Annotated in this window: 24 protein-coding genes; 12 read left to right on the top strand and 12 right to left on the bottom strand. The window is 74.1% G+C overall.

The window, feature by feature from the left end:
* Positions 1 to 183 precede the first annotated feature (183 nt).
* Both ACIPSC_RS05005 and ACIPSC_RS05000 read left to right on the top strand, forming a co-directional pair.
* On the top strand, positions 184 to 924 hold the full coding sequence (locus ACIPSC_RS05005; protein WP_400823047.1) for a FadR/GntR family transcriptional regulator: 741 nt from the start codon (positions 184 to 186) through the stop codon (positions 922 to 924).
* Positions 925 to 986: 62 nt separating this feature from the next.
* Positions 987 to 2,240, top strand: a complete 1,254-nt coding sequence (locus ACIPSC_RS05000) for a CynX/NimT family MFS transporter (protein WP_400823045.1) — start codon at positions 987 to 989, stop codon at positions 2,238 to 2,240.
* A gap of 38 nt (positions 2,241 to 2,278) precedes the next feature.
* Here ACIPSC_RS05000 and ACIPSC_RS04995 read toward each other — a convergent pair whose 3' ends face one another.
* The 4 genes from ACIPSC_RS04995 to ACIPSC_RS04980 form a co-directional block, all read right to left on the bottom strand.
* Positions 2,279 to 2,998 (bottom strand): ABC transporter permease, encoded by a 720-nt coding sequence (locus ACIPSC_RS04995; protein WP_400823043.1) that lies wholly within the window; start codon positions 2,996 to 2,998, stop codon positions 2,279 to 2,281.
* 77 nt (positions 2,999 to 3,075) lie between these two features.
* The gene (locus ACIPSC_RS04990; RefSeq protein ID WP_400823040.1) at positions 3,076 to 3,993 is read right to left on the bottom strand and encodes an ABC transporter ATP-binding protein; all 918 of its coding nucleotides are present in this window, start codon (positions 3,991 to 3,993) and stop codon (positions 3,076 to 3,078) included.
* A gap of 24 nt (positions 3,994 to 4,017) precedes the next feature.
* Positions 4,018 to 4,920 (bottom strand): ABC transporter permease, encoded by a 903-nt coding sequence (locus tag ACIPSC_RS04985; protein ID WP_400823038.1) that lies wholly within the window; start codon positions 4,918 to 4,920, stop codon positions 4,018 to 4,020.
* Entirely contained in the window at positions 4,904 to 5,896 is a 993-nt protein-coding gene (locus ACIPSC_RS04980; protein ID WP_400823036.1) for an ABC transporter ATP-binding protein, read from the bottom strand. The genes ACIPSC_RS04985 and ACIPSC_RS04980 overlap by 17 nt, the downstream gene beginning before the upstream one ends.
* Positions 5,897 to 6,087: 191 nt before the next feature.
* On the opposite strand from ACIPSC_RS04980, the gene ACIPSC_RS04975 reads away from it, so the two are divergent.
* From ACIPSC_RS04975 to ACIPSC_RS04955, 5 genes are all read left to right on the top strand, one after another.
* A complete protein-coding gene (locus tag ACIPSC_RS04975; protein ID WP_400823034.1) occupies positions 6,088 to 6,519 on the top strand; it encodes a hypothetical protein in 432 nt (143 codons plus the stop codon).
* Positions 6,520 to 6,533: 14 nt separating this feature from the next.
* Entirely contained in the window at positions 6,534 to 8,819 is a 2,286-nt protein-coding gene (locus tag ACIPSC_RS04970) for a hypothetical protein (protein ID WP_400823031.1), read from the top strand.
* Complete coding sequence (locus tag ACIPSC_RS04965) at positions 8,816 to 9,532, top strand: hypothetical protein (protein ID WP_400823029.1); 717 nt, start codon at positions 8,816 to 8,818, stop codon at positions 9,530 to 9,532. Before ACIPSC_RS04970 ends, ACIPSC_RS04965 begins: the two co-directional genes overlap by 4 nt.
* 67 nt (positions 9,533 to 9,599) lie before the next feature.
* Entirely contained in the window at positions 9,600 to 10,172 is a 573-nt protein-coding gene (locus tag ACIPSC_RS04960; protein WP_400823027.1) for a hypothetical protein, read from the top strand.
* Positions 10,169 to 10,798, top strand: a complete 630-nt coding sequence (locus ACIPSC_RS04955; RefSeq protein ID WP_400823025.1) for a hypothetical protein — start codon at positions 10,169 to 10,171, stop codon at positions 10,796 to 10,798. Before ACIPSC_RS04960 ends, ACIPSC_RS04955 begins: the two co-directional genes overlap by 4 nt.
* 222 nt (positions 10,799 to 11,020) lie before the next feature.
* On the opposite strand, the gene ACIPSC_RS04950 is transcribed toward ACIPSC_RS04955, so the two are convergent.
* From ACIPSC_RS04950 to ACIPSC_RS04935, 4 genes are read right to left on the bottom strand one after another with little or no spacing between them, the layout of a single operon-like run.
* Complete coding sequence (locus ACIPSC_RS04950) at positions 11,021 to 12,136, bottom strand: hypothetical protein (RefSeq protein ID WP_400823022.1); 1,116 nt, start codon at positions 12,134 to 12,136, stop codon at positions 11,021 to 11,023.
* Positions 12,133 to 13,020, bottom strand: coding sequence for a hypothetical protein (locus ACIPSC_RS04945; RefSeq protein WP_400823020.1), 888 nt, complete (start codon positions 13,018 to 13,020; stop codon positions 12,133 to 12,135). The genes ACIPSC_RS04950 and ACIPSC_RS04945 overlap by 4 nt, the downstream gene beginning before the upstream one ends.
* A complete protein-coding gene (locus ACIPSC_RS04940; RefSeq protein ID WP_400823018.1) occupies positions 13,017 to 13,934 on the bottom strand; it encodes a hypothetical protein in 918 nt (305 codons plus the stop codon). The genes ACIPSC_RS04945 and ACIPSC_RS04940 overlap by 4 nt, the downstream gene beginning before the upstream one ends.
* 52 nt (positions 13,935 to 13,986) lie before the next feature.
* Positions 13,987 to 14,724: a hypothetical protein gene (locus ACIPSC_RS04935; protein WP_400823016.1), complete on the bottom strand. Its 738-nt coding sequence runs from the start codon at positions 14,722 to 14,724 to the stop codon at positions 13,987 to 13,989.
* Between the two features lie 605 nt (positions 14,725 to 15,329).
* Between ACIPSC_RS04935 and ACIPSC_RS04930 the strand changes: the two genes are divergently transcribed.
* A complete protein-coding gene (locus ACIPSC_RS04930; protein ID WP_400823015.1) occupies positions 15,330 to 15,968 on the top strand; it encodes a flavin reductase family protein in 639 nt (212 codons plus the stop codon).
* Between the two features lie 152 nt (positions 15,969 to 16,120).
* On the opposite strand, the gene ACIPSC_RS04925 is transcribed toward ACIPSC_RS04930, so the two are convergent.
* From ACIPSC_RS04925 to ACIPSC_RS04915, 3 genes are all read right to left on the bottom strand, one after another.
* A complete protein-coding gene (locus tag ACIPSC_RS04925) occupies positions 16,121 to 16,750 on the bottom strand; it encodes a hypothetical protein (RefSeq protein WP_400823013.1) in 630 nt (209 codons plus the stop codon).
* Between the two features lie 291 nt (positions 16,751 to 17,041).
* A complete protein-coding gene (locus ACIPSC_RS04920) occupies positions 17,042 to 17,929 on the bottom strand; it encodes an LLM class flavin-dependent oxidoreductase (protein ID WP_400823011.1) in 888 nt (295 codons plus the stop codon).
* A gap of 128 nt (positions 17,930 to 18,057) precedes the next feature.
* On the bottom strand, positions 18,058 to 19,296 hold the full coding sequence (locus ACIPSC_RS04915) for a helix-turn-helix domain-containing protein (RefSeq protein WP_400823009.1): 1,239 nt from the start codon (positions 19,294 to 19,296) through the stop codon (positions 18,058 to 18,060).
* Between the two features lie 192 nt (positions 19,297 to 19,488).
* Between ACIPSC_RS04915 and ACIPSC_RS04910 the strand changes: the two genes are divergently transcribed.
* A complete protein-coding gene (locus tag ACIPSC_RS04910) occupies positions 19,489 to 20,130 on the top strand; it encodes a DUF4232 domain-containing protein (protein WP_400823006.1) in 642 nt (213 codons plus the stop codon).
* A gap of 98 nt (positions 20,131 to 20,228) precedes the next feature.
* Complete coding sequence (locus ACIPSC_RS04905) at positions 20,229 to 21,503, top strand: Ig-like domain-containing protein (RefSeq protein WP_400823003.1); 1,275 nt, start codon at positions 20,229 to 20,231, stop codon at positions 21,501 to 21,503.
* Between the two features lie 230 nt (positions 21,504 to 21,733).
* Here the strand turns inward: ACIPSC_RS04905 and ACIPSC_RS04900 are convergent, their stop codons facing one another.
* Complete coding sequence (locus tag ACIPSC_RS04900) at positions 21,734 to 21,928, bottom strand: hypothetical protein (RefSeq protein ID WP_400823001.1); 195 nt, start codon at positions 21,926 to 21,928, stop codon at positions 21,734 to 21,736.
* Between the two features lie 147 nt (positions 21,929 to 22,075).
* On the opposite strand from ACIPSC_RS04900, the gene ACIPSC_RS04895 reads away from it, so the two are divergent.
* Both ACIPSC_RS04895 and ACIPSC_RS04890 read left to right on the top strand, forming a co-directional pair.
* Positions 22,076 to 22,558, top strand: a complete 483-nt coding sequence (locus ACIPSC_RS04895) for a hypothetical protein (RefSeq protein WP_400822999.1) — start codon at positions 22,076 to 22,078, stop codon at positions 22,556 to 22,558.
* A 79-nt stretch (positions 22,559 to 22,637) separates the two neighbouring features.
* Positions 22,638 to 23,648, top strand: coding sequence for a hypothetical protein (locus ACIPSC_RS04890; protein ID WP_400822997.1), 1,011 nt, complete (start codon positions 22,638 to 22,640; stop codon positions 23,646 to 23,648).
* Positions 23,649 to 23,704: the final 56 nt, after the last annotated feature.

Here is a 23,704-nt window from a genome sequence, read left to right as displayed (position 1 = left end):
GGGCGCTCTCCTCGAAATAGGGGTGGACCGAAGTCGTCGGGAGGAACGCCAGGCAGGCCCCGACGGTTCCCGAGCTGTTCAACGGCGGTTGTAGGATGACCGGGCAATCGGTTGTAGGATGACCGACGACCGCCCGGGACCGACACCCCGGAACCGACCGCCCGCCCCGAGGGGAGCCCCGCCATGAGCGTGCCCGGCCACAGCCAGGACACCCTGCAGGCCGCCGGCCGGCGCTCCCTGGTGGACACCGCCATCGACGCGCTGCGCGAGCAGCTCGCCGCCGGCGCATGGCCGGTCGGCACCCGGATCCCCACCGAGCACGAGCTGGCCGAGCGGCTGCAGGTCGGGCGGAACACCGTGCGGGAGGCGATCCGGGTGCTGGTGCACGCCGGAATGCTGGTCTCCCGCCAGGGCGAGGGCACCTTCGTGCGCAGCACCAGCGACCCGGCCGCCGTCCTGCGGGGCGTACAGCGCTCCGGGGTGCGGGACGTGCTGGAGGTCCGCGCGGCGCTGGAGGCCGAGGGCGCCCGGCTCGCCGCGCTGCGGCACACCCCCGAGGACATCGTCCGGATGCGGGCCGCGCTGGCCCGCGAGGCCGAGGTGATCGCGGCGCACCCCGAGCGGGCCGGCCGCGAGGCCACCGTCGAGCACGACCTGGAGTTCCACACCGCCGTCGTCGAGGCCGCGCACAACCCGGCACTGGCCGAGGTCTACCGGTACTTCGGCGCCTCGGTGCGCGAGTCGATGCGGACGGCGTTCGGCGACCACGAGATGCCCGAGGTGGTCGTGGCCACCCACGCGGCGCTGGTGGACGCGATCGAGAGCGGCGACCCGGACCGTGCGGAGGCCGCCTGTCGGGCGCTGCTCGCCGAGCCGATCGCCGCCGTCGAGCAGCTCCTCGCGACCATCGCGGCGCGGAAGTGACGGGGCCCACGCCCCCTTCCGCCGTCCGCACCCCCTGAGTTCACGAAAGAGCAGCACGTCCCATGGCCGTCACCCGTGCCCACCAGCCGGTCGCCACCCCTCCCGCACTCCCCGTCCGCACCCGGCTGGCGCACCCCGCCCTGCTGCTGACCGGCATCCTGCTGGTCGCCCTCAACATGCGCGCCTGCCTCGCCGCGATCTCGCCGATGGTCGGCGAGATCCAGCACACCTTCGGCCTCTCCGCCACCGCGAGCGGCCTGATCACCACCGTGCCGGTGCTCTTCCAGGGCGTCGGCGCCCCGCTCACCCCCCGGCTGACCCGGCGGTTCGGCACCGAGCGGGTGGTGCTCGGCGCGGTGCTGGTGCTCGGCGCCGGCGTGCTGCTGCGGGTGCTGCCCTCGGTGGCGGCGCTGTACGCGGGGTGCGTGGTGATCGGTGTCGCCATCGCCGTGCTGAACGTGTCGATGCCGGGCCTGGTCAAGCGCGAGTTCCCGGGCCGGGCGGCGGCCATGACGGGCGTCTACTCGACCACCATGCTGGTCGGCGCGACGCTCGCGGCCGGCACGTCGGTGCCGCTGGAGCACGTGCTCGGCGGCGGCTGGCAGGCCTCGCTCGGCGCCTGGTCGCTGCTGGCGCTGGTCGCCGCGGTGGCCTGGCTGCCGCAGGTGCTCCGCTCCCGGCAGGACCGGGCGGCGGCGCCGGCCGCGCCCGCCCGGGCCGCCTCCGCGGCCGCGGACCGGCCGGTCCCGGGGATCTGGCGCTCGCCGCTGGCCTGGCAGATCAGCCTCTTCATGGGCATCTCGTCGCTGCTGGTCTACACCCTGGTGGCGTGGATGCCGACCATCCTGGCCGACCACGGGATGGACCGCGGCGAGGCCGGTCTGGTCTTCGCCTTCTCCAACCTGGTCCAGGTGGCCGGCGCCTTCCTGGTGCCGCTGATGGCCGGGCGGATGACCAGCCAGCGGGCGCTGGCCGTGGTGATGGCCGCGCTGAACGGTCTCGGCATCGCCGTGCTGCTGGCCGCCCCGGTGTCCGGCGCCTGGGTGGCGGCCGCCGTCCTCGGCGTCGCCCAGGGCGGTTCGCTGGGCCTCGGGCTCGCCTTCATCGTGCTGCGCACCGACAGCGTCGCGGGTGCCGCCCGGCTGGGCGGCATGTCGCAGGCGGTCGGCTACCTGGTGGCCGCGGCCGGGCCGGTCGGCGCCGGGGCGCTGCACCAGCTGACCGGCGGCTGGAGCACTCCGCTGGTGCTGATGCTGGTGCTGGTCGCCGTCGTCGGCGCGGCCGGCTGGGGCGCGGGCCGCAACCGGACGCTCTGAGCCGGCTCCCGGCCCCGCGCCGCGGGGCCGGGACCGGGCTACGACTCCTCGGCGGCCAGGGTGAGCCCGGCCAGCTTCACCGAGGCCAGCACCGTCGCCCCGGCCGTCACCACGAGCAGCAGCGGCACGGCCACGCCGAGCGCGACGTACGTGGTGATCGCGCCGTCCGCGGCCACCGTCCCGGCCACCGAGAGGCCCCACTGCTGGATGCTCAGCGTCCGGGCGCCGTTGACGAAGTTGCCGACCAGCGCCTCCCAGACCAGCGCGTACCCCAGTCCCGCCACCACCGCGTGCCGGGTGGCCACGCCGAGCAGCAGGAAGAGCGCGCTGTACGCGGCCCCGGCCAGCAGGACGGCCACCGTGTAGCCGAGCGCCAGGCCGTCCGCCGTCCCGTAGAGCATCAGGCCGCAGAGCAGGGTCGGGATCGCCGAGAGCACCCAGGTGGTGGCGACGGCGACGGCCAGCTTGGTGGTGACGATCTTCCACCGGGGCAGCGGCTTCGCCAGCAGGTAGACGATCGAGCCGTCGTCGATCTCGGTGGCGATGGCGCCGGTGCCGACGACCAGGCCGAGGATCGGCAGCAGGGTGCCCAGGTCCAGCTGGCCGAGGATCTTGACGGTCAGGTCGTGCTTGTCCCCGCTGGAGCCGCTCGCGATCGCCGAGACGAGCAGCAGCAGGGCGGGCACCACCAGCAGCAGGATGCCGCGGCGGCGGCCGAGCAGGCCGCGCAGCGTCAGCCTGGCGACGGTCGGGTTCATGGTGGGTCGGCCTTCCTGGGTCCGGTTCCGGGGTGGGTGCCGCGGGTGCTGGGTGCTGGGGTCGTCCGGTTCGGGCGCTACGCGGAGACGAGGTAGGAGAACACGCTCTCCAGCGACTCGTCCGCCGGTGCGACGGTGAACAGCCGGATGCCGGCCTCCCGGGCGACCTTCGGCAGCAGGGTGGTGAAGCCCTGGAAGTCGACCGCCTGGATGCTCAGCCCCTGCTCCTGCCGGTCCAGCGCGATGCCGGCCGTCGACGGGTCGGCGATCAGCGCCGCCGCCAGCCGGCGGTCGTCGCTGGAGCGGACCAGGTAGCGGTGCGGCCGGTCGGTCATCAGCCGGCGGATCCGGCGGAAGTCCCCCGAGGCGGCGTGCCGGCCGGCCACCACGACCTCGATGTGCCGGGCCAGCTGCTCGACCTCCTCCAGGATGTGCGAGGAGAAGAGCACCGTCCGGCCGTCGGCGCCGAACCGGCGCAGCAGCTCCATCAGCTGCAGCCGCTGGCGCGGGTCCATGCCGTTGAACGGCTCGTCGAGCAGCAGCACCGCCGGGTCGTGGACCAGCGCAGAGGCCATCTTGACCCGCTGCTTCATGCCCTTGGAGTAGGTGCCGGTCCGCCGCTCCTGGGCGTACTCCATCTCGACCAGGGCCAGCGCCCGCCGGGCCGCGGCGCCCGGGTCGGCCAGGCCGTGCAGTTCGGCGTTGGCGAGCACGAACTCCCAGCCGGTCAGGTAGTCGTACATCGACTCCCGCTCGGGGACCAGGCCGATCTGCCGGTACACCTCCTGGTTGCGCCAGATCGGCGCGCCGTCCAGGGTGACCGCGCCGGTGGAGGGCGCGAGGAAACCGCTCATCATGTGGATGAGGGTGGACTTCCCCGCGCCGTTCGGCCCCAGCAGGCCGGTGATGCCCGGCCCGATCGCCATGCTGACATCGTTGACGGCGACCACGTTCCCGAACCAGCGGGAGACCTTGTCGATGGTGATGGTGGCCATGACGCCCTCTCAGACTGCGGTTGGTCAGATGCCGCGGTAGCGGCGCAGCAGCAGCGCGTACGAGCCGGCCACCATCGCCGCCGCCACGGCGGCGAAGACGGTCGCGCCGAGCGCGCCGGGCGCGTGCATCCGGTCGGCGGCGGCGCCGATGTCGAACAACTGGTTGGCCAGGCTCTCCACCAGCACGTTGGGCGACAGCAGCGCCACCCACTGGGCGGAGTCCGGAATGCTGGAGGCGGGACCGGCGCTGATGCCGACGACGATCGCCACCACCACCCCGCTGACCGCCAGCCAGCCCATGATCGCGGCCACCCCGAAGCCGCGGCGCGGCGTGGCCGCGGCGATCACCAGCGCGACCGAGGTCGGCACCAGGGCGTAGAGCACGGCGGTCAGCAGGCCGTACAGGAAGTGCGCGGTCTGGTGGCCGAAGCTCATCCCGCCGAGCAGCGCACCGGCGTAGAGCACCAGCAGCGGCGCTGTCATCAGCAGCAGTTGGGCGCAGACCATGGCGGCGAACTTGGCCCGCACGTAGTCGGCCCGGGTGATCGGGCGGGAGAAGTAGAGCGGGACGGTCTGGTGGCGGAGGTCCCGGGAGAGCAGGACGGGCGCCTGCGCGGCGAGGAAGATCGAGACCACCAGGTCGAGCGTCCCGAGGTAGCTCGGGTAGTCCGTCGGCAGGTCGTCGGCCTGCTGCATGACGGCGATCGCCACCAGCAGCGCGGCCGGCGCGGTGACCGCGCCGAGCACCAGCATCGGCAGCACCTTGGACTTCGCGGAGCGCCCGAGCCCGTACGCGGCGCGCAGGCTCTGCACGAAGAGCGAGCGGGTGGCGTACGACCGGCCGAGCCGGGGGCCGGTGTAGCCGCGGTAGCCGATGTCGTGGATGACGCCGGTGTCGGCCGGTCCGGTCTCAGGAGACGGCGGCATCTGCGGTACCTCCCTGCGGTGTGCCGGTGCTGCCCGCCCCGGTGTCGGTGAACAGTTCGGCGACCCGGTGGCGGCGCTGCTCCAGCCGGACCAGTCCGAGGCCGAGGTCCGCGACCGCGTCGCGGATGGCGTCGTACGTCCCGTCGCCGGCCAGCCGGACGAGCAGGAGCCGCGGGCCGTCGGTCTCCACCGTCAGGCCGGCGGCGGCCAGCCGCTCGCGCACGGCGGTGCTCGCGTCGGCCGGCCGGCCGTCGCCCCGGCCGTCGGGGAAGTCCGTCACCTCGACGGCCAGGGTGGCGGTCGCCCCGGTGAAGGAGGCGGTGGAGGAGGACCGCAGCAGCCGGCCGCCGTCGATCACCACCAGGTGGTCGCAGGTCCGCTCCAGCTCGCCGAGCAGGTGGGTGGTGACCAGCACCGAGATGCCGAAGTCGGTGTACACCCGGCGGATCAGCGCCAGCATGTCGTCCCGGCCGACCGGGTCCAGCCCGTTGGTGGGCTCGTCCAGCAGCACCAGCTTGGGGTCGTGCACCAGTGCCTGGGCCAGCTTCACCCGCTGCTTCATGCCGGTCGAGTACCCGCCCATCGGCCGGTACCGCTCCTCGTAGAGCCCGACGTGCCGCAGCGTGTCGGCGGTCCGCTCGCGGGCGGCCGCCGCCGGCAGACCGGACATCCGGGCCATGTGGACCACGAACTCGGTCGCCGAGACGTCCGGCGGCAGGCAGTCGTGCTCGGGCATGTAGCCGACCTGCTCGCGGATCCGCGACCCCTCGGTGGCGACGTCCAGCCCGAGGACCTGCCCGCTGCCCGAGGTGGCCGGGGCCAGCCCCAGCAGGATCTTGATGAGTGTGGACTTGCCCGCGCCGTTCGCACCGACCAGGCCGACCACCCCGGGACCCACCTCAACGGTGAGCCGGTCGAGGGCGGTGACCCGGGGGAACCTCTTGGTGAGGCCGTCCGTCTTGATGACAGTGGACACGTCCACAAACGTAGTGTGCGCTTCCTGTGGGGGTCATGAGCTGGAATGACGACCCGCCCTGGTGCTGCGGTATGACGCCGGACCAGCAGTCCCCTAGGGGTCGGCAGAAACGATCTCCCCTTGTACTCTTGTCGGATTCTTGACGGGGGCCTACCGGGCGACACGCCCGGACGGGGGAGGAGCGAAGAGGGATGACCGACCGCGCAACCGAGTTCGACCGGATGATGAACCCCTGGGCGTACGACGCCTCGGGGAACCTGACCACCAAGGCCCAGGCCCAGGAGACCGCCCGCACCAGGCTCAACTCCTCCAACGCGCCCGGCGACGGCGGCGGGACCGTCACGGTCGACCACGCCGCCCTGGACGGCGCCGCCAACGCGTCCGACCAGATCCACGGCCGGGTGGGCGGAGACGGCCTCGCGGCGGACGACGAGACCTCCACGGTCGCCACCTCGCTGTCCAACTGGAGCACCGGCAAGGCCGCCGGCGACACCCGCTCCACCTGGGACCAGCAGATCGCCGCGCTGAACACCACGATCGGCGAGATCACCCAGGCGCTGCGGCAGACCGCGGCGAACTACCGGAACAACGAGACCGCGGTCAAGCACGACATGAAGGCCTGAGGGGGACGGACGACATGGTCGACTTCCACGAACTGAGCACCGCCAAGCTGGACGTCCTGGGCACCGCCGCCACCGCCTGGGACGACGTGGTCAAGAAGCTGCAGGCGATGGACCGGGACTGGGACGGCGAGGTGATCGGCAAGGTCAACTCCGCCAACTGGACCGGGCCCTCGGCCGACGCGGCCCGGCCCAAGCTGCAGCGCGTCAACGAGCAGCTCACCGCGGCCGTCACCCAGGCGACCGCGATCGCCTCCGTCCTCAGGGACGCCGGCAACGACTTCCAGAGCGCCAAGGGCAAGCTCGACAAGGCGGTGGCCGACGCCCGGGCGGGCGGGCTCACCGTCACCGGCGACGGCACCGTCTCCTGGCCGCCGGCCGACAACGCGACCCGGCACGACCCGGAGGCCAACCAGGCCTACCAGGCCGAGTACCGGGGCAAGGCCGAGGGGGCCCGCAAGGCGATCGACGCGGCCGTCCAGGAGGCCACCGCGGCCGACGAGCGCGCCGCCTGGGCGCTGCGCTCGGACACCACCACCGACAGCGTGAAGTCCTTCAACGCCAAGGCGGTCGGCGCCGGGTCGGACGCGGACGGCATCCGCGCGGCCCAGCTCGCGGGCAAGGGCGGCAAGATCACCGACGCCGAACTCACCGAGCTGAACTCGCTGCTGGCCGCCAACCAGAACGACCCGCTGTTCTCCACCCGCTTCTACCAGGACCTCGGCCCGAAGGGGACGCTGCAGGCCTGGAACAGCATGGTCGGCGAGGAGCAGCAGTTCAACGGCGCCAGCGACGCCCGGTGGAAGCAGTACCAGGAGCTGCAGAAGAACCTCGGCCTCAACCTGGCCACCGCCACCCGCCCCGGCAACGTGCCGCACCTGCCCGACCAGTGGGCCGCCGACCTCCGCAAGGCCGGCGCCGAGCCGCTCTGGGACAAGCCGTACCGGCAGAGCGGCATGGACTACGCGCCCTACGGCTACCAGGTGCTCTCCGGCATCCTGCGCACCGGCAACTACGACCCGCACTTCCTCAATCCGATCGCCGAGCACATCACCCAGCTCGACACCGACGAGAAGTACTGGCCGGCCCCGGTGTACGGCCCGCGCAGCGACCGGCGCGGCTACAACCTGCTGGGCGCGGACGGCGGTTCGGGCTTCGAGCCGACCACGGCCGTGCTGGAGGCGCTGGGTCACAGCCCCGAGGCCGCCACCAAGTTCTTCCACGACGCGCCGACCGCGTACAACACCGACGGCACCGTCAACCCCAACGGCAAGGTCAAGCCGGGGGACTACCTGAACTACTTCACGCACGACAAGGAGTACACGCCGGACACCGTGTCGCAGAAGAACGAGCTGCGCCAGGCCGGCATGAAGAGCGGCCCCGACGCGCTCGGCCACGCGCTGGAGGCGGCCACCACCGGGCGGCCCTACGACGACCACTCGGGCACGCCGCCCAAGCACACCGCCGAGCAGGCCGACGTCATGAACAAGGTCGTCCAGACCTTCGGCACCCACGGCAACGGCGGTGTGCTCGACGACCTCAAGGGCGAGGACGCCAAGTTCGCCCCGCTCCGGGACAGCCTCGGGCACATGAGCGCCGACTACATCGGCGACGTCCAGCGCGCCCTCTCCCCGCACAAGGACGACCTGCCGGTCAACGGCGCCGCGGCCAACCTCAAGGAGTCCCCGACCCGCGGCCTGCTGGACGCGCTCGGCCGCGACCCGGACGCCTACGGCGCCGTGGCCAACGCCAACCAGGCGTACTCCACCGCGCTGGTCCGCGGCCACATCGAGAACGGGGTCGACTTCTCCCGGCTGGAGGCGGACATCGACTCCACCTCGCGGGCCGGCGGCGTCATCAGCGGCATCCTCAACGAGGCCCGGATCAACGAGGTCCACCAGGAGCACGCCACCTCCGACAAGGAGTACAACGAGGCGCTGGAGAAGAACGCCGGCTACGCCAAGACGGCCTTCACCACCACCATCGGCGCCGTCACCGAGAAGGTCCCGGTCGCGGGCGAGGTGGCCAACTTCCTGGTCGAGGAGATCACCGACAGCGTGGTCGAGGCCAACCAGCGCGACACCACCGAGGACGGCCGCCAGGAGGGCCGCGACTTCGTCGCCGAGGGCCGGGAGGGCGCCGCGCTCGGCGCCAAGCAGGCCGTCATCGACGCCGCCAACGGCACCAAGCTGAGCCCCGAGGACATCCGGCGGCTGGCGGACAGCGCCGGCGACCGGGCGCTGGACGGGTACACCGACGGCTCCGGCGGCAGCCAGAGCTCCAACGGGAAGGTCTCCGGATGACCACGGCGGGAACCCGGGCGGCGGTGGCCGGCCTCGCGCTGGCCGCAGTGCTCGGCCTGGCCGGGTGCGGCAGCGACGGCTCCGCCGGGGGCGCCGAGGCGACCGGTGGCGCGACCGGCGGGGCGACCGCTGCGGCGAGCGGCCAGGGCAGCGGCGGGAGCACGGCCTGCGACGGGGTGGTCGGCACCGACCGCGCCGGCGCGCTGCTGGAGGACGCCGCGCCGGCGTACCGGCTCGACAAGCAGCTCGACGCGACCAAGCAGGCCGGGCTCCAGCTGCTGGACTGCACGGCCGAGGCCAAGCAGGGCCTCGGGCTCAGCGTCCGGCTGACCGGCAGCGAGACCCCGGAAGGCGCCGTCAAGGGGCCCGACCCGCAACCCGGCGAGCCGGTGTACTCGCTCGGCCTCGGCGACCGCAGCCAGGTCACCCGGTGGGGCGCCCGGTTGACCTTCCGGTGCGACGGCACGTTCGCGAAGTCCGGCAAGCCGCTCTACTTCACCGTCCAGGCCGCGCCGTCCTGGACGTCCGGCGAGGCGCCGAAGTCGCCCGCCGCGAAGTGGACCGCCCAGGCCTGGGCCGGGCTCGCCACCGACAGCGCCCGGCGGGCCGCCCGGGGCACGCTCGGCTGCACCGCCCCGGTGGCCTGGCCCGCCGGCGACCCGGTGCTCACCGCGGCCTCCGCCGCCGCGAGCCCGTCCGGGACCGCCGGGTGACCGGCCGGGGCGGCGGGGCTCCGGGCCGCAGCGCCGGGACGACCCGTCGGCCCGTACCGGGGCGGGCGTGACCACCACCCCGCGGCCGCGGAGCCGCCTGCTGCTCGGCGCCCTCGGGCTCGCCGCGGTCGGCACCGGCGTGCTCGGGTACGTGGACTGGCACGACCACCGGCCGGCCGAGCCGACCGGCCGGGCGGCGCAGCTCTGCGACCTGCCCACCGGGACCGGGACGCCGCTCGGACGGCTGCTGCCGGACGGCGCGCAGGACACCGAGGAGCGCGCCTTCCGCTGGGTGCGCGCCGACGACCGGCCGAAGGGCTGCTCGATCCGGGTGGACGGCCGATTGGCGCTCACCGTGACGGCCACCCCGAAGGAGGGCACGATCGACGCCCTCCCGGACGGCGGCGCCCCGGCGTCCGCGCTGCACACCTTCGGCACCGGCTCGCGCTCGGCGTCCTGGCCCACCGGCGCCGCGGCGGCCGAGTACTGCCCCGGCACGGACCCGCGGTTCCGGCACGTGGTGCTGGAGGTCGCCCCCGGCGAGGCCGCACGGACCGGGCAGCCGGACGCCGACCGGGCGGACTACGAATCCGTCGCCCGGGACCTGTTCGACCGCTACCTGAAGGCGGTGTGCGCGTGAAGGCGTCCCCGACCACGGTCCGGCGGGCCGGCGTCGCCGCGGGTGTCCTCGCCCTGCTCGGCGGCGGCCTGGCCGGCTGGCACGCGTACCTGGCCGCCGCGGACCGACCGCCCATGGTGGCGCTGACCCACGGCGAGTGCCGGGGCGTCCTCGCGGACGAGCGGGTCGGCCGGCTGCTCGGCCCGGTCCGCACGGTGCAGGTGGAGACCGACCACTGGCCGGCCGAGGACGGCAGGCCGCCCCGGCTGCGCTGCTTCGCCGCCGGGCCGGGGGAGCACGCGCTCTCCTTCGAGGTCGAGGCGTCCCGCTCGGCCGAGGAGCGCGCCAACGCCCTGGCGCGGGCCCTCCCGGCGGGGGCGCGGCGGTTCGAGACCGGCGGCTCCGACCGGCGCGCGGCCGTGATCCGCTTCGACTGCACGGTCAAGGCGCCGGGGGACGGGACGGAGCGCCCCGCGTACTTCGTGGCCACGGTGAAGGTCGGGCCGCGGAACGGGCACCCCGTGGAGGGGCCCGGCGAGCAGGAGATGGCCGACCTCGCCGTGGTGCTCACCCGGCAGGCGGCGGAGCAGGTCCTGGGCTGCACCGGCCCGGTCGACTGGCCGAGCACGCCGGTGCGGCTCGGCTAGGTCCTGTCCGGTCGATCTTGTCGGATCAGCGCGCGACGTTGGGCGCCCGGCTGGGCGTGCGACCGGATCGTCCTCGTACTGGACGTACTTGGGCGATTCGGGCGTGCGTCCAGGCGGGATGCCCGGCGTCGTGCGCCCGGCAAGATCGGCCGGACAGGGCCTAGGGCCTGACTCCGGCGGGCCGCCGCGTCGTACGGCGCGGCGGCCGGCCCGGAGCGTACGTCAGGCCAGCAGGTCGGACTGGAGGGTGACGACCTGGCGGAAAGCGGCCGTGGGGACGCCCTTGGGGTTGGTCATGGTGACGACGCCGAGGACGTCGCCGGCCGACAGGTAGGCCACCCGGCCGGTGGGACCGGCCGTGGGGGCGCCGGCCGGAGTCTCCTTGGTGGCGAGGTCGACGCCGGAGACGGTGTCCCAGCCCTCGACGGAGCCGATCCGCAGCCCCGGGACGTCCTTCGGATCGGCGTTGGCGCGCAGGTCGGCGAAGACGTCCCACGCCTCGGCGGAGGAGCCGAAGCCGAGCAGCCGGATCTGGGTGCGGGTGCCGTCGGCCGCGGTCCACTCGCGGACGGTGGCCGCGCGGCAGGCGTCCTGCAGCAGCAGGGTGCGCAGCTTGCCGGCCTCCTTCTGCTCGTCGGCGATCGCGTCGCAGGGCACCCACGCCGCCGCCGGGGCCGCCGTCGCGGCGCCGGAGGCGGAGGTGGAGGGGGAGCCGGCCGGGCTCGCCGACGCGGTGGCGGAGGGCGTCCCCGACGGGCTCGCCGAGGGGGCAGCGGAGGTGCTCGGGTCGGCCGACGCCGGGGCGGTCGGGGACGGGAAGACCACCGGGGCGAGCGAACCGCCCGCCTCCTTGGGCGCGGGCAGGAGCAGGAACCGCAGGTCGGCGGCGTGCCGGCTCTTGCTTTCGCGCGGCGCGGCCTTGCCGGAGGGCAGCGGCGGCAGCACCAGCGCCGGGAAGGTGTAGCGGCCGTCGTTCTTGGTGGCCAGGCCGGGCAGATCGGTGCGGTCCGGCGCGGTGACGCCCAGCGCGGCGCCGGTACCGGCCAGGGCGAACACCAGGACGGCCGCGCTCCAGCGCACCGCCGCCCGGCGCCGGCGGGTCCGGCGGGCCGCCAGCTCCTCGGGGCTCTGCTGGGGGGCCGGCGGCGGGAACGCCGCGGCATCCGGGGCACCCCAGGGGTTGTGCTCGGGCGCCGCCGGGGCGCCGCCGGGCGGGGCCTCGGGGGTCGGCGGCGCGAACGGGGCGGCCGGGGCCGCGGGGGCCTCGGTGGGCGCGGCGGCCGGCGGTGCCTCGGTGGGGGTGGCCGCGGGGTCGTGCGGGGTGGCGTGGTCGGTCATGCGGACGCTCCCGGGCTGGCGAGGCGGTCGAGCTGCTGGGTGAAGAGGGCGACGATCCTGTCCTTGGGCAGCGGTGCCACGCCCTCGGCGTTCATGATCACGAGAAGGTCGCCCTCGGCCGCCGAGCACTCCAGGTAGTCGATCGGCGCGGACGGCGGAGCCGGCATCAGGTAGCAGTGCGCCTCGGGGTGCCCGGGGATCGTCGGGCCGATGCGGAAGAGGCCGGTGTCGCCCGTGAAGACGGCCGTGTACTCGTTCTGCTTCTGCACCTCCTGCTGGTTGAACTGACGCAGCTTCATCCCGACGACCAGGTCGTCGCCCTTGGCCTTGTAGGTGCGCACGCCGGTGGCCTTGACGTGCAGGCCCTCCCAGTACTGGCGGAGCTTGTCCCGCTTGTCCTTGGGGATCTGCTGGAGCCCGTCGTCCAGCTCGGCGGAGAGCAGGTCGGCGCCCAGCTCGACGTCGTTGCCGTAGCCGCCCTCGTCCGGGCCGAGCGCGTAGCCGACCGGCACGGGCAGCAGCAGGTCGCGCAGCGAGCCGAAGTGGTTGCCGTTGGACTTGGCGCCGAAGGGGGTCGCGCTGGCGGTCGGCGCGGGCGCGGCCGTCGGCGCTGCGACGGTGGCGGCGGGCGCGGGGTCGTCGTACCGGGTCTTGATGACGCCGATGCCGATCACCACGCCGACCAGGGCGGCTGCGACGACCGCGCCGGTGACCCGGAGGAGCCGGCGGCCGGCGGCGGCCGGGGCGGCGGCGGGTGCGGGCGCGGGCGCGGGCGCGCCGGGGAACGGCTCGGCGGCCGGAACTGCGGGGACGGGGGCCGGTGCGGCGTCGACGGCCGGGGTCGGCTCCGGGGAGGCCGCCCCGGTCACGGTGCTGTCGGTCATACCAGCCGCTCCCACTGCTGCTTGGCGATGCCCTTCACGACATCGGGGTTCACCGGCTCCGTGCCGAAGACCTTGATCTCCATCACCACGGTGCCGCGCTGCGCGTGCGCCGTGCCGAGGTAGTACTTCTCGGTGGTCTCGGCCCAGTACGAGGCCTCGGAGTCGACCTGGTAGCCGCCGTTGGCGTCGTCCGCGAACGGCTTGAGGTTGTAGCTGGTGGCCCGGGACTTCGCCTCGGCGGCGCGGTCGGCCGAGAACTGGATCAGCGAGATCCGGACCTTCAGCCCGTCCTGCTTCCAGTCGACCTCGACGGCCCGCCGGAACTCCTTGGCGTTCAGGGTCTTGAAGACCTCCGCCGACCGGCCGCTGCGCTCGGCGAGTTCGCCGACGGTGATCCAGGTCGGGGTGTCCGGATAGTCGGCCCACGCGGTGGCGCCGGCCGGGGCCGACACCAGCAGCTTCCGCAGGTCGCCGTCGACGGCGAGCGGCTTCGGCGCCGCCGCCGCGGCCGCACTCGGGTCCACCACGGCGGCCGGGTACGACGGCAGGGCGACCTGGATCGGCGGCAGCGGCGTCGGCGGGCGGCCGGCCTGGACCGCGTAGCCGACGGCACCGCCGACCACGGCCCCGAGCAGCAGCCCGGAGACCAGCAGCAGCACCGGGCGCGGTCGGCGGGGCCGGCTCGCGGGCAGCGGGGCGGCGGCCGGCACGAACACGGGCGGCTCGGCGGGCGGGAGGGCAAGCGCTTCGGCGACAGCGGGCGGCCCGGCGGGCGCAGGTGCGGCGGCGGGCGCGGGTACGGCGAGGGGCGCAGGTGCGGCCGGCGCGGCCGGCTCCACGGGCTCGGGCGGCGCGACGGGCGCGGCCTGCGCGGGCGCGTCGGCGGCCGACGGCTCCACGGATTCGGTGGTCACGGAGTGGCTCCAGGAGGCAGGAAGGGTGACGTGGGACGGGACGGCGGCGGGCTCAGCCGCCGTTGGACAGCCACTCGCGCTGGCGCTTCATCAGTTCGCTCAGCAGGGCCTTGTCCGGGGTGCCCTTCACGTCGACGTCGATCGTGTACTGCACGTCGCCCTGGCTGGAGATGCCGGCCATCGAGCCGGTGTAGGCCTGCTGCTTGGGCCTGTCCAGGTAGCCGTGCGCGGCGGGGTCCCCGTCGATGTCGATCGGGTCCAGCTTCATGGTGTGGTTCTTGGCGAAGTCGCTCGCCCCACCGGTCGTGGCGAACCGCATCAGGGTGACGGTGACCTCGGCCTTGCCGTCGGCGGTGCGGTACGTCCGGGTCGCGGCGTCCTTGTAGCCGTAGCTGCCGAGGATCCGCATGATGCCGTCCTGGTTGCCGAAGATGTCGGCCACCGCTTCGTCGTCCATCGTCATGCCGTCGACCGGCCCGTACGACTCTCCGCCGTCCGGGATCGGGAGCAGGAAGTAGCGCAGGTCGCCGTCGTGCTTGCCGCCCTTGACGGTGCCCTTGACCGTGCTCGTCGGCTTGGGCTCGGGGGCGGGCGGGGCCGTGGTCGGCGCGGCGCTCGGCGTCGCCGGGGCGGAGGCCGGGGCGGACGGGCTCGGGCTCGACGTGGCGGTGGTCGGCACGGCGGCCGGTGCGGCGACCGCGGCTGGCCGGGGGTCCGGCTTGCCGACGGCCACGGTGACGACGGCGCTGGTCACGGTGACGGCGAGCAGGCCCGCGGTGGCGAGGGCCACGCCGACCGCACGCGGCAGCCTGCGCGCCGGCGCGGCGGGGCCGGCCGGCGGGGTGAGGTCGGCCGGCGGGGCGGGGTGAGCCGTCGCAGCGGGAACGGCCGGAACGGCCTGGGTTTCTGACGCCTCTACCGTCGCCGGACCGGCGACGGACGGAACGTTTTCGGGCGCGGACAAGGAACTCCCCCGGAGGCATGTGGAATGTCGCGCGCGGGCCCCTCGCGGGCCACCCCCCGTGGCTCTTCGGGCCGACCGTCACGCGTCTCAGCTGGAATTATGAGAGCCGGTCCGCACCACTGCCAACAAAATCAATCACCGCACTCCGCCACAATGATCAACTAATCGGACACGCCGTGATCGAACCGCAATGGGCGGATCGGCACCTTCTGCCGGCCCGCCTCGTTCCGGGTTCTCCCACGGCTGCTCACCGCCGCCCCGGCCGTGCCTCAGCAGCGGATCCAGGCTGCCGTCGGCGGTGGGTCCCACCCGGGCGGGAGTGCGATGCCGGATTTCCGCCAGCGCCAGTGGCCTTGTCGCGAAAGAGTCGGCGACGGCTCGCGTTCCTGATCGCGGTCCTGTCCGGTTGCCCTCCGCGAAAGGCACAGCGCATGCACGTCGTCCCAGGCCTCAGGGTTCTGTACTTCGGCACTCCGGTGGTGCTGATCAGCTCGCTCAACGAGGACGGCACTGCGAACCTCGCGCCGATGTCCTCGGCGTGGTGGTTGGGCCAGTCCTGCATGCTCGGTCTCGGCAACAACGCCCAGACCACCGCGAACCTGCTGCGGGAGGGTGAGTGTGTACTCAACCTGCCGTCGTCGGCGATGGTCGATGCCGTTGATCGGATCGCACTCACCACCGGGAAGTCGGCCATGCCGGACTACAAGGTGGAGCAGGGCTACCGGTACGAGCCGGACAAGTTCTCGGCCGCGCAGCTGACCGAGCAGGCATCGCACCTGGTCCGGGCGCCCCGGGTCGCGGAATGCCCGGTCCAGCTGGAGTGCCGCGTCGTCTCGGCCCACCCCTTCGGCGGTCCCGATTCACACGCCACCGCGTTCGAGGTCGAGGTTCTCCGCGCCCATGTCGAGGAGGAACTGATCATCCCGGGGACACATCACGTGGACCCGCTCGGCTGGGACCCACTGATCATGAAGTTCTGCGAGTTCTTCGGCGGTGGGCACAACATTCACCCGTCGAGGCTCGCCGAGGGCTGGAACATGCCGCACCAGCTCCGCTCGGCCGATGCCTGACCCGGCGCCCTGCGGTCACCCGCCGGCATCTCGTGACCATGGAGACGGAATGATCGCGGAATCACCGCCGCCAGGGGCGGAGGGCGGCCCGTGCGTTCCGGTGACCGGACGCGCCGGCCGGGCGGACGCACCAGCCGCCCCCCTGCCGCGGATCAGGAGTGGGCGCGCTCAGTGAGCTCGACGACCTTGCCCGAGGAGTCGATCGCGACCTTGTAGTCTCCGCCCGAGCAGGGGTAGAAGCCCTTGCTGCTGGTCGGGTCGGCGAGGCACTCGCTGATGTGCTTCACCAGGTCGGCGAGGTTGACGTCCTTCGACGGGACCATCACCGAGTTGAGGTGGCCCTTGACGGCGGGCGCGAACGGCGCGGTCTTGTCGGCGCCGGTCGGCTCGAAGACCACGTCGTTGACGCCGCAGGCGGTCTTGGTGTCCTTGTAGACCAGCGTGGTGGTGCTGGTCCCCTTCACCGGGTAGATCCACTTCTGCCCGGCGGGCAGCGGCGCGGCGTCGCAGAAGCCCTCCGGCTCGTCGCTCGCGCCGCCCGAGGGCTTGCCCGTCCCGCTGGGCTTGGCTGTGCCGCCGGGCTTGGCGGTGCCCGTCGCGCCCGGCTTGCCCGTCGGGGCGGCACCGGTCGGCGCAGCCGTGGCCGGGGTCGTGGCCGCGGGCTTGTCGGCGCCGCCGCCCCCGGCCTGGTCCGAGGAGTTGTCGGGACCGCAGGCGGTCAGCGCGGCCAGCGCGGCGGTGGCGGCCAGACCGGCGCCGAGCATTCTCCGGAAAGCAGGCATGACGAAGGAACCCCCGTTGGTGACGCATGATCAGATGGTGAGGTGCGGCGGACAGACTAGGCCCTGTCCGGCCGATCTTGCCAGGCGCACGACGCCGGGCATCCCGCCTGGCCGCACGCCCGAATCGCCCAAGTACGTCCAGTACGAGGGCAATCCGGGCGCACGCCCAGCCGGGCGCGTAATGGGGGTACCTCCCGGCCGAAGGCTGGGGGAGCCGCGCGCTGATCCGACAAGATCGACCGGACAGGACCTGGCGCCTGCCGCCGACACCCTCCCGGGCCCGGCCCCCGGTCAGCCCAGCTGTGCCAGGCCCTCGGTGGCGATCCGCTCGAAGACGGCGAGGTCGTTGGCGAAGATCGAGTCCGGCACCGGCCAGTGGATCACCAGCTCGGTGATGCCCAGCTCCCGGTACGTACCGGCCCAGTCGACGAAGGCGTCCAGCGACGCCAGCGGCTTCTCCGCGGTCGAGCCCTGGAGCAGCACCTTCTCCAGCGTCGCCACGTCCCGGCCGGTCGCCTCGCAGGCGGCCGCCAGCTTCCCGATCTGGCTCTTGATCACCGAGGGCGCCTGCTCCACCGGAACGTCCGCGGGCCCCTTCGGATCGCCGTACGTCACCCAGCCCTGCCCGTACTCGGCGGCCAGCTTCAGCCCGCGCGGGCCGGTCGCGGCCACATAGAACGGCACCCGCGGCGTCTGCACGCAGCCGGGGATGTTCCGCGCCTCGACGGCCGAGTAGTAGGTGCCGGTCTCGGTGGTCGCGTCCTGCCGCAGCAGCTTGTCCAGCAGCGGCAGGAACTCCCCGAACCGGTCCGCCCGCTCCCTGGGCGACCACGCCTCCTGGCCCATCGCCGTCGCGTCGAAGCCCGTCCCGCCGGCCCCGATCCCCACGGTCAGCCGCCCGCCCGACACGTCGTCGACGGAGACCAGCTCCTTCGCGAGCGTCACCGGGTGGCGGAAGTTCGGCGAGGTCACCAGGGTGCCCAGCCGGATCCGCTCGGTCGCGGCAGCCGCGGCCGTCAGCGTCGGGACCGCCCCGAACCACGGCTCGTCCCGGAACGACCGCCAGGACAGGTGGTCGTACGTGTACGCGGCGTGGAAGCCGAGGTCCTCGGCCTGCCGCCAGATCTTCTGCCCCTCGCTCCACCGGTGGATGGGGAGGATCACGGTACTCAGTCGCATACCTGCGACCCTACGTTCCGGATGCCGGGCAGTCGGTCGCGTACCGCGGTACGGGTCTTCCGTGGCCGCGGTCGGGCACGGCTCCGCCCGCCCTCACCGACCGCCCGGCGAGGGACCGGGCCCGCGGCCTAGCCGAACTCCCGCTTGATCCACTGGCCGCCGTCCAGGGGGTAGTCGTAGCCGGGGCGGCCGGCGTCGGCGCTGGTGCGGAACGGGGTGCTGCCGTTGTCGATGTGCACGGTGCCGCGGCGGCCGCCGCTCGACCAGTCCAGCGAGAGGTCCCAGCGGACGTCGTGCGCCCGGGTGTGCGCGGTGACGTAGAAGACCTCCGGGTCGGACTTGCTGACCTTGTACGGGAAGCCGCGCTGGCCGTTCGCGGTGGTGACGGTGGGACTGCCCTTGTCGAGGTCGATGTCGAACGACTTGGTCTCGACGCCGCCGCCACAGCCGACGCCCATCGCGTAGTCGTTCCAGGCGAGCGGAGCGTTCCGGGCGGCGATCCGCACGTGCAGTGCCTCCAGGACGACCGTGTCCGCGCCGGTGCCCTGGACGGTGAGCGCGACTTGCTGCTCCCGGGAGGAGACGGCGCCGTACGCGGCGGCCCAGCGGGGGGCGTCGTGCTCGTTCGCGGGCGGGCCCACCTGGGCCGGTTCGCTCGGGACGAGGAAGTGCTGGCTGCACGCGTCCTCGTAGACGTACGGGCGGACGCCGACGGTGAGCGGGGCGGGCCCACCCTCGGCCGAGGCGTCCGGTGCGACCGTGGCAGGGGCGGAGGAGGGGGCGGCCGGCGGCTGCGTGGAGCCCGTCGTGGCCGACGCCGTGGCGGCGGCCGCCCGCCGGCCACCGGCGTCACGCCCGTCTGTCGCGTCACCCCCGGGCGAGAGGCGCACGATCAGCACCACGGCCGCCGCCAGCGCGAGGGCCGCGGCCGAGGCGGTCAGCGCGGTGCGGCGGCGTCGGGGCGGCGCAGCCGCCGGCGTCACCTCGACCGCCGGGGTCACCTCGACCGCCGGCTCGGCGGCCTCGCCCTCACCGGTCCCCGTCGGACCCGCCGGGCCGACGGGACCGGCCGTCGGTGCCGGCTCCGTGCCCTGCGCCACCCGCCGGCCCCGGGCGGCGTCCGCCAGGATCCAGCGCCGGTGCAGTTCCACCATCTCCTGCGGGGTCGCCCGGCAGGCCCGGGCGAGCCGCTCCACGGGTGCGAACTCGTTGGGCACCGCGGTGCCGTTGCAGTAGCGGTGCAGCGTGGACGTGCTCATGTGCAGCCGCTTGGCGAGCGACCCGTAGCTCAGCCCGGAGCGGCTCCTGAGGTCCTGGAGCAGGCGCGCGAAGTCCGCCGTCCCGTCGGGTTCCGTCGCCCCCACCACTCGTTCCCCGTTCCCTCGGCGTCCCGTTCCGGCGTTCCAGGGATGGCCCGTTCCCGCTGGTCAGGGCCAGTGCATTCGTTCCAGCGTCCCTGTCCTGCCCGCAGCCGTGGCGGCTGGGACGGATCACTCCCCAGACTCCGGTCATCCAATCACCACGACGCCCCGCCGAACAACGGAAGGAGCCACGACCACGTGATCACCGCCCGCCCGTACGGCACCCGCCTGATCACCGCCGCCGCGACCGTCGCCCTCGCCGCCGTCTCCATGACCGCCTGCAACGACGACGCGGGAGCCGACGCCGGGGCCGCCGCACCGGGTTCGGTCGCCACCGCCCGGCCGGCCTCCGCCACCGTGACCGCCACCGCGGAGACCACCGCGCCGCCGAGGACGCCCGCCGTCCAGGAGCGGCCGGTCACCTGCGAGGGCTCCGACACCAGGACGACCGCGGCCCCGCTGAACCGCCCCGTCAACCACATGCTGCTCACGGTCACCAACACCGGCGCCGGCAGCTGCAACCTCTACGGCTATCCGGCCGTCCGGTTCGGCGAGGCCCAGTCCGTGCCACCGGCCGTCGAGGACTCGCACCCGCAGGCCGTCGTCACGCTCAGGCCCGGGCAGTCCGGCTACGCCACCGTGCGGCTGGCCGCCGCCGACGGCAGTGCCGAGCACGGCCACACCGTGACGTCCCTGGCCGTCCTCTTCCACGGCCCCTCGGGCAACGAGAGCGTCGGTGCGGCGGCGCATCCGCCGCTGCCGGCGACGGGCGCCTACGTGGACGACTCCCTCACGGTCACGTACTGGCAGCGGTCGCTCGACGAAGCCCTCAGCTGGTGACAGCCCGGACGACCCCCGGGAGCGGCGGGACGCCGCCCCGGACCGACCCTCAGCCACACCGGCCCGCCCGGGCCGGCCGTCATTCACAAGGAATCACCGTGACAACAGTTCGCGCGGCCGGAGCCGCGATCCACACGACCAGCCGTTTCCGCCACGGTGCGGTGGCGATGCTGACGGGCGGCGTCCTGCTGCTGACCGCGGCCTGCAGCGGCGGCGGCGCAGGCGGCAGCAGCACAGGCGGCGACGCGGGCAGGCCCGGCGATGCGGCCGCCACGACCGCCTCCGGTCAGGCCGCGACCGCCGCCGGCCAGGCCACGGCGCCCAAGACGTCGACGGCGGTGGTGAGCGTCGAGCCGAAGGACGGCGCCAAGGACGTCGCGCCGACCAACGCGCTGAACGTGTCGGTGGCGAACGGCAAGCTCACCACGGTCGAGGTGACCGACAAGGACGGCAAGCCGGTGGCCGGTGCGATCACCCCCGACGGCACCGGCTGGAAGCCGAGCGGCCCGCTGGCGGTCGGCACCCACTACCAGGTGAACGCCCAGGCCAAGGACGGCGAGGGCCTGGTGGCCGCGTCGACCTCCTCGTTCACCACGCTCACGCCGGACCGGAAGGTGTCCGCCAACGACAACATCGCCGACAACGGCACCTACGGTGTCGGCATGATCGTCTCGGTGGAATTCACCAAGGGCATCAAGAACAAGGACGCCGTCGCCAAGGCCATCACCTTCGAGACCGACAACGGCACCGAGGTGAAGGGCCACTGGTTCGGCGACGACCGGATCGACTTCCGCCCGGCCGACTACTGGAGGCCGGGCACCAAGGTGACCGTCCACTACCGGCTGAAGAACGTCGAGGTCTCGCCGGGCGTCTACGGCGACGTGGACAAGGACGAGCCGTTCACCATCGGCCGCTCGCAGGTCTCCACGGCCGACGCCGCGTCACACCAGATGACGATCGTCCGGGACGGCAAGACCACCACGGTGCCGGCCACCCTGGGCGCGGATGCCACCCCGTCGTGGGGCGGCGTCATGGTGATCATGTCCAAGCTGAAGGTCACCCGGATGGACTCGCGGACCGTCGGGCTCGGCGGCGAGTACGACATCAAGGACGTCCCGCACGCGATGCGTCTGACCACCTCCGGCACCTTCGTGCACGGCAACTACTGGCCCACCCCGTTCGGCAAGGCGAACACCAGCCACGGCTGCGTCTCGATGCAGGACGTGAAGGGGGGCAGCGACACCTCGGTGGCCGGCCGGTTCTACAACGACTCGATCATCGGCGACGTCGTGAAGGTCGTGAACACCAAGGAGAAGACGGTCGCCCCCGACAACGGCATGGGTGGCTGGAACCTCCCCTGGGCGCAGTGGTAGCTGCGCACCCTCCGTGAGGGACCGGGGGCGGACGGTGGGACACGCCGCCACCCCCACGGGACTCGGCGAGGAGGCGGCGGTCGCGGTGGATTCCGCGACCGCCGCCCCGTTGTGCGTTCCGACCGGCACACCCGGCATCGGTGCAGGTGGGAGTGGGTGCGGGCGGCGGCGGACGGGCGGATAGGGGGCGGATAGGCGGGTGGTAGCGACACCGGTTCGAACGGATAGCCCTACGGGTGGGCGCGGGTGCGCTGGCCGGGGAAGGGCGGGGGCGCTTCGGCGGTGCCGCGGCCGGCGAGCTCGGCGAGGGCCTCGAAGAGGATGTCGCCGATCAGTACCGGCTCGCGCGAGGCGCCCCGGGGGCCCGGGGTGGTCAAGGAACACTCGTCCTGGAGCGGGCGGACCTGGAGCTGGCGAGGTGGCATGGCTCTTCCTGCCGTCGGGGTGGCCGCTCCCCCTCCTGCCCACCCGCACCCGACGTGATCCGCCACCAGGGCGAATCGGCCGGAAACCGGTGGCTCGGGGGCCGAAACTTACGAGGAGTGGATACCTGCCTGGGGTATGGTCTCCCCGTGACGGCAGGCGGACGGTGGAGCGGCGGGCGGGGCGGCGGGCGGACGACCGCCCGGCTGCTGGCCGTCTGCGCCCTGCTGGCCGGACTGTTCCTGATGCACGGCTCGCCGACCTCGGCCGGCGGCTGTCACGAACCGGCCTCCCCCGCGGCCGCCTCCCGCCTTCAGGTACCGCCGCACCACACCGCCGCCGACCGGGGCGACCCGCTCGACACGCAGCACGCCGCCGCAGCGCCCACGGCTCCGGGCCCGCGCCTGGACGGCCCGCGGACGGCCGGCGGCGAGCAGCAGGCCGCGTCCTGCGTGTCGGCCCGGGACCGGGACACCGCCGAGCTCCCCCCGCCCACCGCGCAGGCCCTCGCCCCGGCCGCCGCCCTGTTCGCCGCCCTCGGCCTGCCGTACCGGCGGCGGACCGACGGCCCGCGGGCGCCGCCGGCGGCCGGCCGCCGACTCCTGCTCCGGGTGTGCGTCGCACGGACGTGACCGGGCCCGCGCGGACCTCCCCGAACGAGGTCCGGGCGTGCCGCGTCCTGTCCGAACGCACCGGAAGAGAACCGACCCGATGTCCCTCACCACCCGAACCACCCGAACCACCCGAGCCCGCCGCACCCGCAACCGCTCGCTGGCGCTCGCCGCCGGGGCCGCCGTCCTCGCGCTCACCCTCACCGCCTGCGGCTCCGACGCGATGGGCGGCATGGACCACGGCGCGGCCGGCGCCACGGCCACCGGCGCCGCCGGCACGGCCTCCGGCACCCCCGCCGGCGGCCACCAGGGCCACCAAATGCCCGGTGCCGACGCCGCCACGGCCACGGCCACCGCGGCACCCGGCACCGCCGCGCCCGCGGCGGACGCCCCCGGCTTGGCGGCCGAGCGGAACGGCTACCGCCTGACCTCGGCCACCGAGTCGCTGCCCGCCGGCGCGCCCGCCGAGTACCGGTTCACCGTCACCGGCCCGGACGGCAAGCCACTGACCGCCTTCGAGCCGGACCAGACCAAGCGGATGCACTTCTACGCGATCCGCTCCGACCTCACCGGCTTCCAGCACCTGCACCCCGAGATGGCCGCCGACGGCACCTGGACCGCCCCGCTGGCCGCCCTCACCGCCGGCAGCTGGCGGCTCTTCGCCTCCTTCGTGCCGGACAGCGGCCCCGGCAGGGGCACCGGTCTGGTGCTGAGCCGGACGGTGACCGTCCCCGGCGAGGGCGCGGCGGCGGCCGCGGAGCTGCCCGCCGCCACCGGCACGGCCACCGTCGACGGCTACACCGTCGCCGTCGAGGGCGCCCCGGTCGCCGGGAAGGCGGGCGAGCTGAAGGTCACCGTCAGCAAGGACGGCAAGCCGGTCACCGACCTGCAGCCGTACCTGGAGACCTTCGCCCACCTGACCGCCTTCCGCGCCGGGGACCAGGCCTTCGCCCACCTGCACCCGGAGGCCAAGGCCGCGGCGGGCGCCACCGGCGGCCCGACCCTGCCGTTCCACGCCGAGCTGCCGGCGAGCGGCGACTGGCGGCTGTTCCTCCAGTTCCAGACCGGCGGGCAGCTGCACACCGTGGGCCTGACCCTCAAGGTCGGCTGACGCCGGAGCCCCGCCGGGAGGCCGCCGTCGCGGCGGTGACCTCCCGGCGGCGGTAG

The organism is Kitasatospora sp. NPDC090091 (genome assembly GCF_044747365.1).
Taxonomy (GTDB): Bacteria; Actinomycetota; Actinomycetes; order Streptomycetales; family Streptomycetaceae; genus Kitasatospora.
The sequence above is the reverse complement of the archived record's forward strand: the minus strand, read 5'-3'. Positions and strand labels throughout refer to the sequence as shown.

Coding starts and splice junctions, on each gene's coding strand:
- ACIPSC_RS04920 (WP_400823011.1), bottom strand. CDS start 17,929: ATGCGACTGAGTACCGTGATCCTCCCCATCCACCGGTGGAGCGAGGGG.
- ACIPSC_RS04985 (WP_400823038.1), bottom strand. CDS start 4,920: ATGCCGCCGTCTCCTGAGACCGGACCGGCCGACACCGGCGTCATCCAC.
- ACIPSC_RS04970 (WP_400823031.1), top strand. CDS start 6,534: ATGGTCGACTTCCACGAACTGAGCACCGCCAAGCTGGACGTCCTGGGC.
- ACIPSC_RS04990 (WP_400823040.1), bottom strand. CDS start 3,993: ATGGCCACCATCACCATCGACAAGGTCTCCCGCTGGTTCGGGAACGTG.
- ACIPSC_RS04950 (WP_400823022.1), bottom strand. CDS start 12,136: ATGACCGACCACGCCACCCCGCACGACCCCGCGGCCACCCCCACCGAG.
- ACIPSC_RS04890 (WP_400822997.1), top strand. CDS start 22,638: ATGTCCCTCACCACCCGAACCACCCGAACCACCCGAGCCCGCCGCACC.
- ACIPSC_RS04925 (WP_400823013.1), bottom strand. CDS start 16,750: ATGCCTGCTTTCCGGAGAATGCTCGGCGCCGGTCTGGCCGCCACCGCC.
- ACIPSC_RS04975 (WP_400823034.1), top strand. CDS start 6,088: ATGACCGACCGCGCAACCGAGTTCGACCGGATGATGAACCCCTGGGCG.
- ACIPSC_RS05000 (WP_400823045.1), top strand. CDS start 987: ATGGCCGTCACCCGTGCCCACCAGCCGGTCGCCACCCCTCCCGCACTC.
- ACIPSC_RS04930 (WP_400823015.1), top strand. CDS start 15,330: ATGCACGTCGTCCCAGGCCTCAGGGTTCTGTACTTCGGCACTCCGGTG.
- ACIPSC_RS05005 (WP_400823047.1), top strand. CDS start 184: ATGAGCGTGCCCGGCCACAGCCAGGACACCCTGCAGGCCGCCGGCCGG.
- ACIPSC_RS04900 (WP_400823001.1), bottom strand. CDS start 21,928: ATGCCACCTCGCCAGCTCCAGGTCCGCCCGCTCCAGGACGAGTGTTCC.
- ACIPSC_RS04945 (WP_400823020.1), bottom strand. CDS start 13,020: ATGACCGACAGCACCGTGACCGGGGCGGCCTCCCCGGAGCCGACCCCG.
- ACIPSC_RS04965 (WP_400823029.1), top strand. CDS start 8,816: ATGACCACGGCGGGAACCCGGGCGGCGGTGGCCGGCCTCGCGCTGGCC.
- ACIPSC_RS04995 (WP_400823043.1), bottom strand. CDS start 2,998: ATGAACCCGACCGTCGCCAGGCTGACGCTGCGCGGCCTGCTCGGCCGC.